12 protein-coding genes are annotated in these 17,330 nt (G+C 65.6%); 8 read left to right on the top strand and 4 right to left on the bottom strand.

Annotated features, from left to right (window positions below; translation table 11 throughout):
- Positions 1-132: 132 nt before the first annotated feature.
- The 4 genes from prfB to QMX81_RS16500 all read left to right on the top strand — a co-directional run bounded on the left by prfB (position 133) and on the right by QMX81_RS16500 (position 6,419).
- A protein-coding gene (prfB, locus tag QMX81_RS16515; protein ID WP_121036696.1) for a peptide chain release factor 2 occupies positions 133-1,258 on the top strand; the annotation gives its coding sequence in 2 pieces (ribosomal slippage) (positions 133-207 and positions 209-1,258; 1,125 coding nt in all).
- Between the two features lie 126 nt (positions 1,259-1,384).
- The gene (lysS, locus tag QMX81_RS16510; protein ID WP_282263110.1) at positions 1,385-2,902 is read left to right on the top strand and encodes a lysine--tRNA ligase; all 1,518 of its coding nucleotides are present in this window, start codon (positions 1,385-1,387) and stop codon (positions 2,900-2,902) included.
- 201 nt (positions 2,903-3,103) lie between these two features.
- A complete protein-coding gene (locus QMX81_RS16505; RefSeq protein ID WP_282263108.1) occupies positions 3,104-4,243 on the top strand; it encodes a two-component system response regulator in 1,140 nt (379 codons plus the stop codon).
- Between the two features lies 1 nt (position 4,244).
- Entirely contained in the window at positions 4,245-6,419 is a 2,175-nt protein-coding gene (locus QMX81_RS16500) for an ATP-binding protein (protein WP_282263104.1), read from the top strand.
- A 62-nt stretch (positions 6,420-6,481) separates the two neighbouring features.
- Here the strand turns inward: QMX81_RS16500 and QMX81_RS16495 are convergent, their stop codons facing one another.
- The 4 genes from QMX81_RS16495 to QMX81_RS16480 all read right to left on the bottom strand — a co-directional run bounded on the left by QMX81_RS16495 (position 6,482) and on the right by QMX81_RS16480 (position 13,284).
- The gene (locus QMX81_RS16495; RefSeq protein WP_121036700.1) at positions 6,482-7,351 is read right to left on the bottom strand and encodes a crotonase/enoyl-CoA hydratase family protein; all 870 of its coding nucleotides are present in this window, start codon (positions 7,349-7,351) and stop codon (positions 6,482-6,484) included.
- Between the two features lie 158 nt (positions 7,352-7,509).
- Positions 7,510-9,186, bottom strand: coding sequence for a long-chain fatty acid--CoA ligase (locus tag QMX81_RS16490; RefSeq protein WP_152150741.1), 1,677 nt, complete (start codon positions 9,184-9,186; stop codon positions 7,510-7,512).
- 248 nt (positions 9,187-9,434) lie between these two features.
- A complete protein-coding gene (acnA, locus tag QMX81_RS16485) occupies positions 9,435-12,206 on the bottom strand; it encodes an aconitate hydratase AcnA (protein ID WP_282263099.1) in 2,772 nt (923 codons plus the stop codon).
- Between the two features lie 175 nt (positions 12,207-12,381).
- Positions 12,382-13,284, bottom strand: a complete 903-nt coding sequence (locus tag QMX81_RS16480; protein WP_121036703.1) for a LysR family transcriptional regulator — start codon at positions 13,282-13,284, stop codon at positions 12,382-12,384.
- Between the two features lie 108 nt (positions 13,285-13,392).
- Here QMX81_RS16480 and QMX81_RS16475 point away from each other — a divergent pair, with 108 nt between their 5' ends.
- The 4 genes from QMX81_RS16475 (at position 13,393) to QMX81_RS16460 (ending at position 17,244) form a co-directional block, all read left to right on the top strand.
- Positions 13,393-14,499: a 4-oxalomesaconate tautomerase gene (locus QMX81_RS16475; protein WP_152150745.1), complete on the top strand. Its 1,107-nt coding sequence runs from the start codon at positions 13,393-13,395 to the stop codon at positions 14,497-14,499.
- 85 nt (positions 14,500-14,584) lie between these two features.
- On the top strand, positions 14,585-15,631 hold the full coding sequence (locus tag QMX81_RS16470; protein WP_282263094.1) for an ABC transporter substrate-binding protein: 1,047 nt from the start codon (positions 14,585-14,587) through the stop codon (positions 15,629-15,631).
- Between the two features lie 19 nt (positions 15,632-15,650).
- Positions 15,651-16,484: an ABC transporter ATP-binding protein gene (locus QMX81_RS16465; protein ID WP_121036705.1), complete on the top strand. Its 834-nt coding sequence runs from the start codon at positions 15,651-15,653 to the stop codon at positions 16,482-16,484.
- Positions 16,468-17,244, top strand: a complete 777-nt coding sequence (locus QMX81_RS16460; protein ID WP_121036706.1) for an ABC transporter permease — start codon at positions 16,468-16,470, stop codon at positions 17,242-17,244. Before QMX81_RS16465 ends, QMX81_RS16460 begins: the two co-directional genes overlap by 17 nt.
- The last annotated feature ends 86 nt before the right edge of the window (positions 17,245-17,330 follow it).

Here is a 17,330-nt window from a genome sequence, read left to right as displayed (position 1 = left end):
CCGCCCCCCCCCGCCCCCCCCCCCCGGCCCCCCCCCCCCCCCCCGGCGCCCCGCCGCCACCCCGCAGGCTTGGCCGGGCAAGCCCCGGATACGCTATGATGGGCAGTCTTTTCGCACGCATTAATCGCCGACATGATCGAGCTCAATCCTGTCCGCCAGCGCATCACCGATCTCACCGATCGCGTGCTCTCGCTCAGGGGGTATCTTTGACTACGACGCCAAGAAAGAGCGTCTGGAAGAAGTAACCCGGGAACTGGAAAACCCGGATATCTGGAACAACGCCGAGTACGCCCAGAACCTTGGCCGCGAACGCGCCAATCTGGAGAAGACCGTCGGCGGCATCGCCACGATCCTCGACGGCCTGGCCGAATCGGGTGAACTGCTGGAACTGGCCGAAAGCGAACAGGACGAAGAAACCGCCCTGGCCGTGGTCAGCGACCTGGACAAGTACCAGAAGCACGTCGAACAGCTGGAGTTCCAGCGTATGTTCTCCGGGCAGATGGATACCGCGGCGGCCTTCGTCGACATTCAGGCCGGCGCCGGCGGTACCGAAGCCCAGGACTGGGCCGAAATCCTGCTGCGCATGTACCTGCGCTGGTGCGAATCGCGCGGCTGGAAGACCGAGCTGATGGAAGTCTCCGGCGGCGACGTCGCAGGCATCAAGTCGGCCACGCTGCGCGTGGAAGGCGATTACGCCTATGGCTGGCTGAAGACCGAAACCGGCGTGCACCGGCTGGTGCGCAAGTCGCCGTTCGATTCGGACAACCGCCGCCACACCAGCTTCACCTCGGTGTTCGTGTCGCCGGAAGTCGATGACAACATCGAAATCGACATCAACCCGGCCGACCTGCGTACCGATGTGTACCGCTCCTCCGGCGCGGGTGGTCAGCACGTCAACAAGACCGAGTCGGCGGTGCGTATCACGCACATCCCGACCAACACGGTCGTGGCCTGCCAGACCGGCCGCAGCCAGCACCAGAACCGCGACAACGCGATGAAGATGCTGGCCGCCAAGCTGTACGAGCTGGAAATCCAGAAGCGCAACGCCGAGCGCGATGCCGTGGAAGCCACCAAGTCCGACATCGGCTGGGGCAGCCAGATCCGCAACTACGTGCTCGACCAGAGCCGTATCAAGGACCTGCGCACCGGCATCGAACGCTCCGATACGCAGAAGGTGCTGGATGGCGACCTCGACGAATTCGTCGAAGCGAGCCTGAAGTCCGGCCTGGCCGTGGGTGCCAAACGCACCGACGCCTGACCGTCGGGGCCGCCACGCGCGGCCCCGATCCGTTGTGCCCGGGCCACGCCCGGTTTCGCAATCCGCCCCGACCATCGGCATGATGGCGGGGACCGTCCCTCCCCCCGACATACATAGACCCACGCCATGAACGATCAGACCGCCGCGCCGCAGCCCCCCGTCGACGAGAACAGCCTCATCGCCGAGCGCCGCGCGAAACTGACCGCCCTGCGCGGGCAGGGCATCGCCTACCCGAACGATTTCCGCCGCGAGCACTTCGCCGGGACCCTGCAGGCCGAGTTCGCCGATGCCGAGCAGTGGACCGCCGAAGCGCTGGAAGCCAGTGACCGCCAGGTCAAGATGGCCGGCCGCCTGATGGCCAAGCGCGTGATGGGCAAGGCCAGCTTCGCCCAGATCCAGGACGAGTCCGGCCGCATCCAGCTGTTCCTGCAGGGCAGCACCCTGGGTGACGCCTACACCGCCTTCAAGGGCTGGGACGTGGGCGACATCATCGCCGTCGAGGGTGGGCTGACCCGCACCAAGACCGGTGAGCTGTCGGTCAAGGCCACCAGCATCCGCCTGCTGACCAAGTCGCTGCGCCCGCTGCCGGACAAGTGGCACGGCCTGGCCGACGTGGAGCAGCGCTACCGACAGCGCTACGTCGATCTGATCGTGACCCCGGAGTCGCGCGAGGTGTTCATCAAGCGCTCACGCATCATCCGCGCCATGCGCGCCTGGCTGGACAACCGCGACTTCCTGGAAGTCGAAACGCCGATGATGCATTACATCCCCGGCGGCGCCACGGCCAAGCCGTTCACCACCCACCACAACGCGCTGGACCTGGACCTGTACCTGCGCGTGGCCCCGGAGCTGTACCTCAAGCGCCTGGTCGTGGGTGGGCTGGAGCGCGTGTACGAGATCAACCGCAACTTCCGCAATGAAGGCGTCAGCACCCGCCACAACCCGGAATTCACCATGATGGAGCTGTACGAGGCCTATGCCACGTACACCGAAGTGATGGACCTGACCGAAGGCGTGATCCGTGACGTGGCCAGCAAGGTGCTGGGCACCACCACGGTGGAGTGGGACGCTGCCACGATCGATCTGGCCCCGGCCTTCCGCCGCTGGCGCATGGACGAAGCGGTGCGCCACCACAACCCGGAGATCAGTGCGGCCGACTGCACCGACCGCGATGCGCTGGTAGCCCATTGCGAGCGCCTGAAGATCCGCATCAAGCCGTCCTACGGCTGGGGCAAGCTGCTGCTGGAGATCTTCGAAGCTACCGTCGAGCACACCCTGATCCAGCCGACCTTCATCACCGACCACCCGGTGGAAGTCTCGCCGCTGGCCCGTGCCAACGATGACCAGCCGGGCTATACCGACCGCTTCGAGCTGTTCATCAACGGCAAGGAGCTGGCCAACGGCTTCTCCGAGCTGAACGATCCGGAAGACCAGGCGGCCCGTTTCCAGGCCCAGGTCACGGCGAAGGAGGGCGGTGATGACGAAGCCATGCATTACGACGCCGATTACATCCGCGCGCTGGAGTACGGCATGGCGCCGACCGGCGGCCTGGGCATCGGCATCGACCGGCTGGTGATGCTGCTGACCGGCAGCAGCTCGATCCGTGACGTGCTGCTGTTCCCGTACATGCGTCCCGAAAACTGAGACCTGGGTCCGGGCGTGCTTGGGGCGCGTCCGGATGGGGGTTCCGCTCCCGTGGCCGCGCGAGTATGGTTTCTGCGTGGCCTTAGCAAGGTGCTATGGCGTGATGGCCACGGACCATGACGGGTCGCAGCAGGTGCTTACATTGGCATCACACTGTGACGACGATCATGAACTGGGGTGTTCATGACGGGAGGCGGACCCATGCAAGGTGCCAGTGTGCTGAGCGGCGGAGTATCCTCTCCGCAGCATGTTCCAGTGTGGTCAAGGAAGAAGGCAGAAGCAGCCTTGAATATTGTCATCGTTGACGACCAGACGTCCGCGCGTACCATGCTGCGCCATGTCATCGAAGACATCGCGCCGGAACTGTCCGTGCACGACTTCGGCGATCCGCTGACGGCGCTCGCCTGGTGCGAGTCGCATGCCGTGGATCTGCTGCTGCTCGATTACCGCATGCCGGAAATGGATGGGCTCGAGTTTGCCCGCCGGTTCCGCCGCCTGCCCAAGCACCGCGACATCCCTGTGATCCTGATCACCGTGGTTGGCGATGAGCCGATCCGCCAGGCCGCGCTGGAAGCAGGGGTGATCGATTTCCTGGTCAAGCCGTTCCGCCCGCGCGAACTGCGCGCGCGCTGCTACAACCTGTTGCAGCTGCGCCAGCAGTCGGAGAACGTCAAGCAGCGCGCGCTGTCGCTGGAGCAGCGGCTGCTGGCCAGCATGCACGAGGTGGAAGAGCGCGAGCGCGAGACGCTGTCGCGGCTGGCACGGGCGATCGAGTTCCGTGATGCCGGCACCAGCGCCTACCTGGAGCGCATGGCGCATGTCGCCGGCCTGATCGCCGAGCAGCTCGGGCTGCCGGAGGAAGAGGTCAAGCTGATCGAGATGGCCGCGCCCCTGCACGACATGGGCAAGATCGCCATTCCCGATGCCGTGCTGCTCAAGCAGGGCAAGCTGAGCGACGAGGAGCAGGCGATCATGCGCCGGCACCCGCGGATCGGCTATGAACTGCTGAGTGGCAGCCAGAACCGTTTCATCCAGGTCGGCGCGCTGATCGCGCTGCGCCACCATGAGCGCTACGACGGCAGCGGCTACCCGGATGGGCTGGTCGGCGATGCCATTCCGCTGGAAGCGCGGATCGTGGCGGTGGCCGATGTGTTCGACGCCCTGATCTCACCCCGTCCGTACAAGGAAGCATGGACCATGGAAGCCACGCTGGCCTATCTGTACGCCCAGCGTGGCCGGTTGTTCGACCCGCGCTGCGTTGATGCCCTGCTGCGCGGTCGCCTCCAGCTTGATGAGATCTGCGCACAGCACTCCACTGCGTCATCCCGCCCGGGGATGTGATATGCGTCGTCTGTACCCGCGCCTGAAGCAACGTCTGGCGCAGCGCCCGGATACCGAGCACGGCCAGGCGATCGTGCGCATCGTGCTGATCACCCTGATCCTGCTGTACGTGCTGATGCCGGGGCCGCGGCACGATCTGCCGCCGGCGCAGTACCACGGCGTGCTGGCGATCGTGCTGACCGGCCTGACCCTCTCGCTTGGGCTGTTCGGCTGGCTGCTGTGGCGGCCGGGGCGTTCGGATCCACGCCGGGTGGCCGGCATGCTGGCCGACTACGGGCTGATCGCCGCCGGCATGGTGCAGATGGGTGAGCCGCTGGCCTGGGTCTACATCGTGGTGATGTGGGTGACGGTCGGCAACGGCATGCGCTATGGCAACAACTATCTCTATGTGGCCGTGGCGATGGCCATGGTCAGCTTCGGCAGCACCGCGCTGCTTACGCCTTACTGGGAACGCAATGCCCGGCTGGCGTTCGGCCTGTGGCTGGGCCTGGCCGCGGTGCCGCTGTATTTCTCCACGCTGCTGCGCCAGTTGACCCGGGCGATGGCCGAGGCGCGCCGTGCGAGCGAGGCCAAGAGCCGCTTCCTGGCCAACATGAGTCATGAATTCCGCACGCCGCTCAACGGGCTGTCGGGCATGACCGAGTTGCTGGCCACCACCAAGCTCGATGAAGAGCAGCGCGAGTGCGTCAATACCATCCAGGCCTCCTCGCGCAGTCTGCTGGCGCTGGTGGAAGAGGTGCTGGACATCTCCGCGATCGAAGCGGGCAAGCTGCGCGTGACCGCCGAAGACTTCGCCCTGGCCGATGTGATCCAGGCGATCGGGCTGATCCTGCTGCCGCAGGCCAAGGCCAAGCGATTGGACTACCGGGTCAAGGTCGCCGATACCGTGCCGCCTTTGTTGCGCGGCGATCTCGGTCACCTGCGCCAGATCCTGCTCAACATCGCCGGCAACGCGGTCAAGTTCACCGACCATGGCCGGGTCGAAATCCGCGTCGGCGTGCTCAATGCCGAATCCAATGGCGGGGTGCGGCTGCGCTTCGACATCCTCGATACCGGCATCGGCGTTGCGCCGGAAATGCGCCCGCGTCTGTTCGAAGCCTTCGAGCAGGCCGATGTCAGCATGGCCCGCCGGCACGAAGGCACCGGCCTGGGGACGACCATCGCCAAGGGCCTGGTCGAGGCGATGGGCGGCGACATCGGCTACGAAGAAAACCCGCCGCAGGGCAGTCATTTCTGGTTCGAGCTGCCGTTCGCGCCGCCGCGCGTGCCGTTGGGCGCGGTCACCCCGGCCCTGGTCGGCGACGGGCTGCCGGACCGCAACGGCAATGTCATCGCCTTCGCCGATCCGTTCCTGCGCCACCGCGCGCGCGTGCGCAGCATGCACATCCTGGTCGCCGATGATCATGAGGCCAACCGGATGGTGTTGCAGCGCCTGCTGCAGAAAGCGGGCCACAAGGTGCTGTGCGTCAACGGTGGCGAAGCGGTGCTGGATGCGATGGCCGAGAGCGATTTCGATGCCGCCATCGTCGATCTGCACATGCCCGGCATGAGTGGCCTGGACATGCTCAAGGAGCTGCGCGTGATGCAGGCCGGGGGCGGTCCGCGCACGCCGGTGCTGGTGCTCAGCGCCGATGTCACCCCCGAGGCGATCCAGCGCTGCACCCAGGCCGGTGCGCACACGTTCCTGGCCAAGCCAGTGGTGGCCGTGCGGCTGCTGGACGTGCTGGCCGACATCGCCTCCAACGGGCAACTCAAGGCCAGCGCGCCGATCGTGCGCACCGCCACCGTATTGGATGGCGTGCTGGATCCCGGCGTGCTCGACGAGTTGGCTTCGCTCGGCATGGGCGATGGCTTCGAGCGCGAGTTCATCCGCCAGTGCCTGACCGATGCCGAGCAGTGCGTCGGTGTGGCGCTGGCCGACGGCGAGCGCGGCGATTGGGTGCATTTCCGTGAGCAGGCCCACGCGATCAAGGGCGTGGCCAGCAATCTGGGCCTGGTCCGCGTGGCCAACCGCGCGGGCGACCTGATGCGCATGGCCGATTGGCAGCTCAAGAGTGAGTGGCGTCAGCGCGTGACCCTGCTGCAGGCCGGGATCAAGGAGGGCCGTCAGGCACTGGATGCGCGTGCCCAGCGCAAGGCACAGGGGCACGCCGACGACGGCGGCGACATGCGCTGAGCGGGCAACACTAAAAAAGCCCGGCGGCAGCCGGGCTTGAACAACACAGGGGAGGGGAGGACTCAGGCGACGTCGAGGGTGGCGCGGCGGGTCTGGGCCTTGATCAGGCGGTCCATGGTGCGCAGCGACTTGTCGCCCAGCGCCAGCGCCGAATCGACCCACACTTTGGTGATCTCCAGCAGTTCGTCGTAGCGCACGGCCTGGGCCAGGTTGCGCGCGGCATTCATCGCCAGGTACGAGTGCGGAATGCGCTGATGCTGGCGGATCAGATCCTCGACCGCCTTGACCCCCTGGCCCTTCGGCACCAGCACGTCGACCACGCCCATGGCGTGCATCTCTTCGGAGGAATACACGCGGCCGTCCAGGATGATCTTCTCGGCCAGCTGCGGGGCCACGCGCTTGCACAGGAACGAGTACGCGCCCATGCCCGGGAACAGGCCGAACAGCACTTCCGGCAGGCCCATGCCGCAGCCTTCCTCTGCCACGATGGTGTGGCAGGCCAGCGCCATCTCCAGGCCGCCGCCGAGCGCGTCGCCCTGGATCAGCGCGATCGAGCGCACGTCGCCACCGAAGCCGGTGTGCAGGTGATGCACGCCTTCCACGCAGCGCTGTGCGTAGGTCAGCAGGCGGTCGCGGTTGCCCTCGCGGATCAGGCGGGTGAACAGATCCAGATCGCCGCCCAGGTTGTAGGCATTCGCATCGGAGGCGAGCACGAAATGGCGCAGCTTGCCGCTGTTGCGCTCGGCCGGGGTGCGCGTGATGGCGCTCATGAAATTCCACATTTCATCGAGCATGTCCTTCCGGCAGCACGGGCGGATGCCGCTGGCGGCATCGGCGTGCATGTACAGCCAATGGGCATCGTCGTTGCCCGTGGTGTCGGTGCGGATGGTGGCGTAGCGGTGGTTGACGGGCAGCTTTTCAATGGTGCTCATGGCGATTTCCTCGGAGGCTGGCCCGCTGGGAGGACGGTGGGCGGCGGGCCTGACGGGTCCACACGCCGCGATCCTACACCCCCGGCATCTCACGCAATGCAAAAGGCCCCCGCCGTTGCCGGCAGGGGCCCTGTGAAGATGCAGCCGTTGGGGAGCCGTTACGGCGCGGGCGTATCGCGCAGTTCGCGGCGCAGGATCTTGCCGACGTTGGTCTTCGGCAGCTCCTTGCGGAACTCCACGATGCGCGGATGCTTGTAACCGGTCAGGTTGGCACGCGCATGCTCCTTGACCATTTCCGCGGTGAGGTTGGGGTCCTTCTTGACGATGACCACCTTGACCACTTCGCCGGATTTCTCGTCGGGCACGCCGACCGCGGCGACTTCGAGCACGCCGGGCATCATCGCGATGACGTCTTCAACCTCGTTGGGATACACGTTGAAGCCGGACACCAGGATCATGTCCTTCTTGCGATCCACGATGTAGAAGAAGCCCTGCTCATCCATGCGCGCCATGTCGCCGGTGTGCAGCCAGCCCTCGGCATCGACCGCCTGCGCGGTGTCCTCCGGGCGCTGCCAGTAGCCCTTCATCACCTGCGGGCCCTTGATGCACAGCTCGCCGACTTCGCCGGCGGCCAGCGTCTTGCCGGCGTCATCCTTCACGCAGGCATCGGTGGACGGGATCGGCAGGCCGATCGCGCCGTTGTACTCGGCCAGGCTGAGCGGATTGATGCAGGCGGCCGGCGAGGTCTCGGTCAGGCCGTAGGCCTCGACCAGGGTCACGCCGGTGACCTTCTTCCAGCGCTCGGCGACGGCGCGCTGCACCGCCATGCCGCCCCCCAGGGTGACCTTCAGCGAGGAGAAATCGACCTCGTCGAAGCCGGGCGTGTTGAGCAGGCCGTTGAACAGCGTGTTGACGCCGGTGATCGCGGTGAAGCGGGTCGCCTTGAGCTCCTTGACGAAGCCCTTCATGTCGCGCGGGTTGGTGATCAGGTAGTTGCAGCCACCGAACTTCATGAAGACCAGGCCGTTCGCCGTCAACGCGAAGATGTGGTACAGCGGCAGGGCGGTGATGATCACCTCCTTGCCCATCTCGATCCCCGAGGCGGAGATCCAGGCCGAAGCCTGCTGCATGTTGGCGACCAGGTTGCGGTTGGTCAGCATCGCACCCTTGGCCACGCCGGTGGTGCCGCCGGTGTACTGCAGGAAGGCGACGTCGTCGTGATCGATCTCGACCTTGGGCAGGGTGTGGCGGCTGCCCAGCTTGAGCGCCTGGTTGAAGCGGATCGCACCGCGCAGGCTGTAGTTGGGCACCATCTTCTTGATGTACTTCAGCACGAAGTTCACCACGATGCCCTTGGCGCCGAGCATGTCGCCCAGGCCGGTGGTCACCACCTGCTTGATCGGGGTATCAGCGATGACCTGCTGCACGGTGTCGCAGAAGTTGTCGACCACCACCAGCACGGCCGCGCCGGAATCCACCAGCTGGTGCTTGAGCTCGCGGGCGGTGTACAGCGGGTTGACGTTGACCACGGTCAGGCCGGCACGCAGCACGCCGAAGGTCGCGATCGGGTACTGCAGGCAGTTGGGCATCATCAGGGCAACGCGGTCGCCCTTCTTGAGCTGCAGCTCACCGAGCAGGTAGGCGGCGAACTGTTCGACCAGTGCGTCCGTTTCCCCGTAGGTCAGAACCTTGCCGAAACTGGAGTAGGCGGGGCGGTCGCGGAACTTGGCCACCGAGGTGTCGAAGACGGCCGACACCGAATGGAACTCGTTGACGTCGATCTCGGCGGGTACGCCTTTGGGATAACTCTGCAGCCAGGGTCGTTCCAGACTCATATTCCCCCTCCAGGAAACGTGGATGATGTAACGCGATGACGGAGAGTATCCGTCGTTTCATGCCTCGGCAGCATACCGTCCCGAATGGGAAACGCGAAGGGCCGGTGAAGAAAGGCGGCGGAGAGGGTTCCCGGGCGCGCTGTTTGCGACATGCCAGGTCGATGCCCACGACCAACGGTCGTGGGCTACCGTGGGGATCACGACCGTTGGCGGTGTGACCCGGTGCCGCCGAGAGCGCGGCGGCTGGCTTACTTCTTGCCCGCCAGCTGGCGCAGCACGTACTGCAGCAGGCCGCCGTGCTTGAAGTACTCCACTTCCTTCGGGGTCAGCAGCATCACATGGGCCTGGAAGGTCTTCCTGGTGCCATCGGCGCGGGTCGCGGTGAGGGTGGCCGACTTGCTGGCGCCATCCTCCAGGCCGGTGATGTCCACCACTTCCGAACCGTCCAGGCCCAGGCTCTGTGCGTTGTCGCCGTTCTTGAACTGCAGCGGCAGCACGCCCATGCCGACCAGGTTGGAGCGGTGGATGCGCTCGAAGCTCTCGGCGATCACCGCCTTGACGCCCAGCAGGTTGGTGCCCTTGGCTGCCCAGTCGCGGGAGGAACCGGTGCCGTATTCCTTGCCGGCGAACACCACCAGCGGGACGCCCTCGGCCTTGTACTTGACGGCCGCATCATAGATCGCCAGCTTCTGCGGTTCGCCGCCGTCCTTCGGGAAGTACAGCGTGTTGCCGCCTTCTTCGCCGCCGAACATCAGGTTCTTGATCCGGATGTTGGCGAAGGTGCCGCGCACCATGACGTCATCGTTGCCGCGACGGCTGCCATAGCTGTTGAAGTCGGCCGGCTGCACGCCACGCTCCTGCAGGAAGCGGCCCGCCGGGGAATCCTTTTTGATGTTGCCGGCCGGGGAGATGTGATCGGTGGTGATCGAGTCGCCGAACAGGCCCATCACACGCGCGCCGTGCACGTCGTCGATGTGGCCGACGTCCATGGTCATGCCGTCGAAGTAGGGCGGGTTCTTGATGTAGGTCGAGGTGCCATCCCACTCATACAGATCGCCATCGGGCGACTTGATGGTGTTCCAGCGGGTGTCGCCCTTGAATACGTCGGCATAGTTCTTCTTGAACATCTCCGGCCCGATGGTCGCGGCGATCACGTCGCCGATTTCCTTGTTGCTGGGCCAGATATCGCGTAGGTACACCGGCTGCCCATCACTGCCCGTGCCCAGCGGCTCGGTGGTCAGGTCGATATCGGTGGTGCCGGCGATGGCGTAGGCGACGACCAGCGGCGGGCTGGCCAGGTAGTTCATTTTGACTTCCGGGTGCACGCGGCCTTCGAAGTTGCGGTTGCCCGACAACACCGATGCCACCACCAGGTCACCAGCAGCGATGCCCGCGCTGACTTCGGTCGGCAGCGGGCCGGAGTTGCCGATGCAGGTGGTGCAACCATAGCCGACCACATAGAAACCGATCTTCTCCAGCTCGGCGAGCACACCGGCTTTTTCCAGGTAATCGGTGACCACGCGCGAGCCCGGGCCGAGCGAGGTCTTGACCCACGGCTTGCGGTCCAGGCCCTTGGCCGCAGCGTTGCGGGCGAGCAGGCCGGCACCGATCATCACCGCCGGGTTGGAGGTATTGGTGCACGAGGTGATCGCGGCGATCACCACCGCGCCATCTTTCAGGCGGAATCTGTGACCATCCAGCTCGACATCGCTGTAGCCCTTGGCCAGCTGTTCGTTGCCGACCGCCGCACCGCCGCCTTCGTTGACGAACTTGGAGACGTCGTCATTGCGCTTGTCGCGGTTGGTGGTCAGGCCGACCAGGTTCTCGCGGTAGTTCTGCTTGACGTCTTCCAGCAGCACGCGGTCCTGCGGGCGCTTCGGGCCGGCCAGCGACGGCTTGACCTGACCCATGTCCAGTTCCAGCGTGGCGCTGTAGCTGGCGTGCGCGGTGTTGGCGTCGTGCCACAGGCCCTGGGCCTTGGCATAGGCTTCGACGAGATCGATCTGCGCTTCGCTGCGGCCGGACAGGCGCAGGTAGGTCAGTGATTCCTCATCGATCGGGAAGATGCCGCAGGTCGCGCCGTACTCCGGCGCCATGTTGCCGATCGTGGCACGGTCAGCCAGCGGCAGATGCTGCAGGCCCTCACCGAAGAACTCCACGAACTTGCCGACCACGCCGTGCTTGCGCAGCATCTGGGTGACGGTCAGCACCAGATCGGTGGCGGTGGCGCCTTCGGGCATGCGGCCGGTCAGCTTGAAGCCGACCACCTGCGGGATCAGCATCGACGACGGCTGGCCGAGCATGGCGGCCTCGGCTTCGATACCGCCCACGCCCCAGCCGAGCACGCCGATGCCATTGATCATCGTGGTGTGGCTGTCGGTCCCGAACACGGTGTCCGGGTACGCCACCGCCTTGCCATTCTGGCGCGTTTGTTCAGAGCCGGCGGTCATCACCACGCGGGCCAGGTTTTCCAGATTCACCTGGTGGACGATGCCGGTGTTGGGCGGCACCACCTTGAAGTTGTCGAAGGCCTTCTGGCCCCAGCGCAGGAAGCCATAGCGTTCCTGATTACGCTGGAATTCGATCTTGCCGTTGAGGTCCAGCGCGTCGGGCGTACCGAACACATCGACCTGCACCGAGTGATCGATCACCAGCTCGGAGGGAATCTGCGGATTGATCTGCTCCGGCCGACCGCCGAGCTTGACCACCGCATCGCGCATCGCGGCCAGATCGACCACGCAGGGCACACCGGTGAAATCCTGCAGCACCACGCGGGCCGGCATGAAGGCGATCTCGATGTCGGGCTCGGCCTTGGGGTCCCACTGGGCCACGGCCTGGATGTGGTCCTTGCCGACGGTGACGCCACCATCCTCATGCCGGAGCAGATTCTCCAGCAGGATCTTCATCGAGTAGGGCAGGTGGGAGATGTCGAACGTCTGTCCGAGCTTGGGCAGGCTGAAGTAGTCGTAGGTGGTGCCGCCGACGTCCAGCTGGCTGCGGGTGGAGAACGAATCGCTCATTGCAGATGACTCCTTTGCTGATGGCTTGCAGCGGCTGCGCCGGAACGCGCGCCTGCTTGCGGCTGCCGTCGGGCTCGCTGCGCCCGCCGATCCCTCGCAGTATGCGACAGCGGCGGGGGCGTGCCAGCCCTTGGGCTCAGGACGCAAGGTTACACGGGCATGTGTAGTGCCGATGTCACGGCTGGCCGCGCCACTGGCTCATCAGCATCTGCAGGAAGCGCTCGGCGCTGGGCGAGAGCAGGGCGCCGCGGCGGCGCACGATGCCGATGGTGCGCGAGACCACCGGGTTGCCGATCGGTCGGGTGACCAAGGTCGGGTGCTCGCCATCCGGGGTCGCCATCTTCGGCAACACCGACACGCCGATGCCGGCCTCGACCATGCCCAGCGAGGTGGACAGGTGGGTCACTTCGTAATGCCAGCTGAGCTTGAGGTTCTCGCGCGCCAGCGCACCATCGAGCAGCGTCCGGTTGCCGCTGGTGCGGTGCACCGTAATCAGCTGATGGCGGGCGAGGTCGGCCCATTCAACCTTCTTCTTTTTCGCCAGCGGGTGGTCGCGGCGGCAGGCGAGCACGAACGGGTCTTCTGCCAGGACGTCGAAATCCAGATTGGGATCGTTGGCACCCATGAAGTTGATGCCGAACTCGACCTCGCCACGTTCGACCGCCTGCAGGCCTTCAGTGGCCGGGATGTCCAGGATGCGGAAGCGCACGTTCGGGAAGGCCTCGTGGAAGCGGGCCATCACACTGGGCAGGAAGTAGAACGCGGCCGTGGGCAGGCAGGCGATGGTGACCTGGGCACCGCGGGTGTCGTCCTGGCCCCGCACCGAGAACAGCGAGCCGTCGAATTCTTCCAGCATGCGCCGCACCAGCGGCAGCAGGTTCTCGCCGACGGCCGTGGTGGAGACGCTGCGCGTGGTGCGCTCCAGCAGCGGCGCCCCGACGGCCTGTTCGAGCTTCTGGATGCGGCGGCTGAGCGCAGGCTGGGACACGTGCAGCGCTTCGGCCGCGCGATGGAAACTGCGCGTCTCGGCGATCAGCAGAAAGGCGCGGAGATCCAGGATTTCGCAATTGATGCTCATGGGGTATCAATCATCCAAAAAAGAGCAATTAACAGATTAATTATGCTCATGCCAGTATCGGATCACAGAAGTTCATTGATCTGATAGGCGCATCAATCTAGCACACGTATGTCCAACGATCTCACCAGCATTCCCTGCGTTCTGATGCGCGGCGGCACCTCCAAGGGGCCGTTCTTCCTCGCCTCGGACCTGCCTGCCGATACCGCCCGCCGCGATCGCCTGCTGCTGGAGGTCATGGGTTCGGGTCATCCGCTTCAGATCGATGGCATCGGTGGCGGCAACGCCCTGACCAGCAAGGTGGCGATCATTGATCGCGCCAGCCGGCCGGACGCCGATGTCGACTATCTGTTCGCCCAGGTCAAGGTCGAGCAGCGTGTGGTGGATACCTCGCCCAACTGCGGCAACATGCTGGCGGCCGTAGGTCCGTATGCGATCGAGAAGGGCTTGGTGGCTGCGCGCCATCCGCGCACTGAGGTGCGCATCCACAACGTCAATACCGGCAAGATCATCCTGGCCACGGTGGAAACGCCGGGCGGCCAGGTGGTGTACCGCGGTGACACGCGCATCGCCGGTGCGCCCGGTAGTGCAGCACCGGTCCGGTTGTCGTTCCTGGATGCGGCGGGCGCACGCACCGGTCGCCTGCTGCCGACCGGCAATGCGCAGGAACAGATCCACGGGGTGACGGTAAGCCTGATCGATTGCGCGATGCCGATGGTGCTGATGCGGGCGTGCGATCTGGGCCTGCGTGGCGGCGAGAGCCCGGCCGAACTGAATACGAATGGCGCACTGCTGGCGCGGATCGAAGCGATCCGCATCGAGGCCGGTGCACGCATGGGCATTGCCGATGCCGGGGACAAAGTGATTCCCAAGCCGGTGCTGTTGTCGGCCCCTGAACACGGCGGCGACCTGCAGGTGCGCTACTTCATGCCCCACCACTGCCATACGGCACTGGCGATCACCGGCGGCGTCGGCATTGCCACGGCGGCCGCCACCGAAGGCACCTTGGCCAACACTTTCGTCGGGTGTGTGGACCTGCCTGTGGGGATTACCCTCGAACATCCGAGCGGTGCCCTGGAGGTGGGCTTGAGCCGCAGCTCGGAGCACGCGCCGGTCGTGGCCAGCGTGGTGCGCACCGCCCGTCGCCTGTTCGAGGGTCGCGTGTTCGCCACCTCGTCTCTGGCGACCGACGCCGCCCAATGGACGTCCGCGGCATGACCTGACTTCGTCGGGAGGGGGCGCCGTGCTGGTGTGCCCTCCGGACCCCTGAAAGCAACAACGCACCACAATCCTGGGAGGGATGATGTACAAGCAGATGTTCAAGGCCGCGCTGGTCGCGGCAACGCTGGCGCTCGCCGCGTGCGGTAAAGGTGACGCCGAAGGCGCCGCCGGTGCGGACAACGCGCCGGTCCGCATCAGCGTCGGCTCCTACAACCTCAACAACCTGCCGTTTTTCATCGCCGATGCGAACGGCTATTTCGACCAGGTCGGGTTGAAGGTGCAGACGGAGAACTTCGCCCAGGGCGGCTCGAAGGTTCTACAGGCCCTGGTGGCCAATTCCACCGATGTGGCGGTGGGCTTCTACGATCACACCATCCAGATGCAGGCCAAGCACAAAGAGGTGGTCGGCTTCGTCCTGCTGTCACGCAACTCGGGCCTGGTGATGGCCGGGCGCGAGGACGGCAGCTTCGACCCGGCGCGGCCGGAGACGATCAAGGGCCAGAAGGTGGGCATCACCGCACCGGGCTCTTCATCGGATTTCTTCGTGCGCCATTTTCTTGCCCAGCACGACATCCCGGTGGACAGCATTGCGCTGATCGGGGTCGGCTCGGGTGCCGCCGCGGTGGCCGCACTGGAGCAGGGCAAGATCGATCTGCTGGTGAACTATGACCCGGCAGCGACGCTGATCACCGAGCGCAAGGTCGGGCGCATCATCATCGATGCACGCAGTGATGAGGGCGCGCGTCAGGTGTACGGCGGGCTGTATCCGACCTCGGTGATGTATGCCAACCAGAGCTTCCTGGACAAGCGTCCGGAAGCGGCGACCAAGATCGCCCGTGCCCAGCAGATGGCACTGCGCTTCATCGCCGACAACACCGCCGAAGACATCGTCGCCGCGTTGCCGGATGCCTACATCTCCGGTGACCGCAAGACCTATGCGCGCGCCGTGGAAAACGCCCGCGCCATCTTCACCACCGACGGCCGCTTCGTTCCTGCCGATCTGGAAACTCCGCTGGCGGTGCTGCGCGAGTTCAACAAGGACGTTGCCGGGACCGAGATCGATCTGTCCAAGACCTATACGAACGCCTTCGTCGAACGTGCCAACGCCTCGGCGCCGGCCCAACCGTAACCCACAAGGGAGACTCCCCATGGCACTCAATGCCACCGTGCGTCAGTTCAATGGCGCGCCGCAGCTGGAGCCTGCGCAGACCATGGTCAGCATCAACCGCATGACCATGTCCTTCGGCGACTTCACCGCCGTCCGCGATGTCGACATCCAGGTCGGCAATGGCGAGTTCCTCGCCATCGTGGGGCCAACCGGCTGCGGCAAGAGCACCATCCTCAACTCCGTCGCCGGGCTGCTCAAGCCGTCGGCCGGCGAGATCGCCATCGATGGCAAGCCGGTCGCCGGCGTACAGGAGGCGGTTGGTTACCTGTTCCAGCAGGACGCGCTGTTGCCGTGGAAGACGGCGTACCAGAACGTTGAGCTCGGCCTGCGTTTCCGTGGCGTTGCCGACGCCGAACGCAAGCAGAAGGTCAACGCCTGGCTGGCCAAAGTCGGCCTGACCGGTTTCGAGCACCGCTACCCGCACCAGCTCTCCGGCGGCCAGCGCAAGCGCGTGCAGATGGCGCAGGCCCTGATCGTGGAGCCCAAGGTGATCCTGATGGATGAGCCGTTCTCGGCCCTGGACATCCATACCCGGCACCTGATGCAGAACGAGCTGCTGCGGCTGTGGCAGGAAGATCGCCGCTCAGTGATCCTGATCACCCATGACCTGGAAGAGGCGATCGCGCTGGGTGACCGCGTGGTGGTGTTGTCCTCCGGCCCGGCTGCACGGGTCGTGCGCAGTTTCGATGTCGATCTTGAGCGGCCGCGCAACGTTGCCGAAATCAAGCTGGATGAACGTTTCACCGACCTGTACCGCGATATCTGGGCCTGCCTGCGCGGCGAAGTGGAGAAGAGCTATGCACGCCAAGACTGACCGTTTCATCCAGATCGCGCTGGTCGTCACCGTCTTCGGTGGCTGGCAGGCCGGCACCACGCTGGGCATCATCGACCCGTTCTTCTTCCCGGCACCGCTGGATATCGGCCGGCAGATGTATGCCTGGCTGGCTGATACGTCGTTCTACCAGCACGTCTACATCACCCTGACCGAAACCGCGCTGGGCTATCTGATCGGCACCGCGCTGGGCGTGGCCGGCGGTGTGTGGCTCGGCCTGAGCCGTCGTTCGGCGCGCATCCTGGATCCGTTCATCAAGGGCTTCAACGCGATCCCGCGCGTGGTGCTCGCGCCGATCTTCGTGTTGTGGCTCGGCCTGGGGTTGTGGTCCAAGGTGGCTCTGGCCGTGACGCTGGTGTTCTTCACCACCTTCTTCAACGCCATGCAGGGCGTGCGTGAAGTGAACCCGGTCGTGCTGGCCAACGCCCGCATTCTCGGTGCAGGCCGCAGCGATCTGCTGCGCCATGTGTACTTCCCGGCCGCCGCGAGCTGGATTCTGTCCTCGTTGCGTACCTCGGTAGGCTTTGCCGTCGTCGGCGCCATCATCGGTGAGTATCTGGGCGCCTCGGCGGGCCTGGGCTACCTGATCGCACAGGCCGAAGGCAACTTCAACGCGGTCGGCGTGTTCGCCGGCATCATCATCCTGGCCGCGTTCGTGCTGGTCATCGATGCGTTGCTCGACGTGGTCGAGAACCGTCTCATCACCTGGCGCCCGAACGCCCAGCAGTCAGCCACCAGCTGACCGATCGCCCGGCGGGGGGGGGGGGGGGGGGGGGGGGGCCCGGCGGGGGGGGGCCCCCCCCGCGGTTTGTGTGCCGCCCCCCCCCC

Source organism: Stenotrophomonas sp. PS02301 (genome assembly GCF_029959485.1).
In the GTDB taxonomy this organism is placed as follows: Bacteria; Pseudomonadota; Gammaproteobacteria; order Xanthomonadales; family Xanthomonadaceae; genus Stenotrophomonas; species Stenotrophomonas maltophilia_Z.
This window is presented reverse-complemented; position numbering and strand designations above follow the sequence as displayed.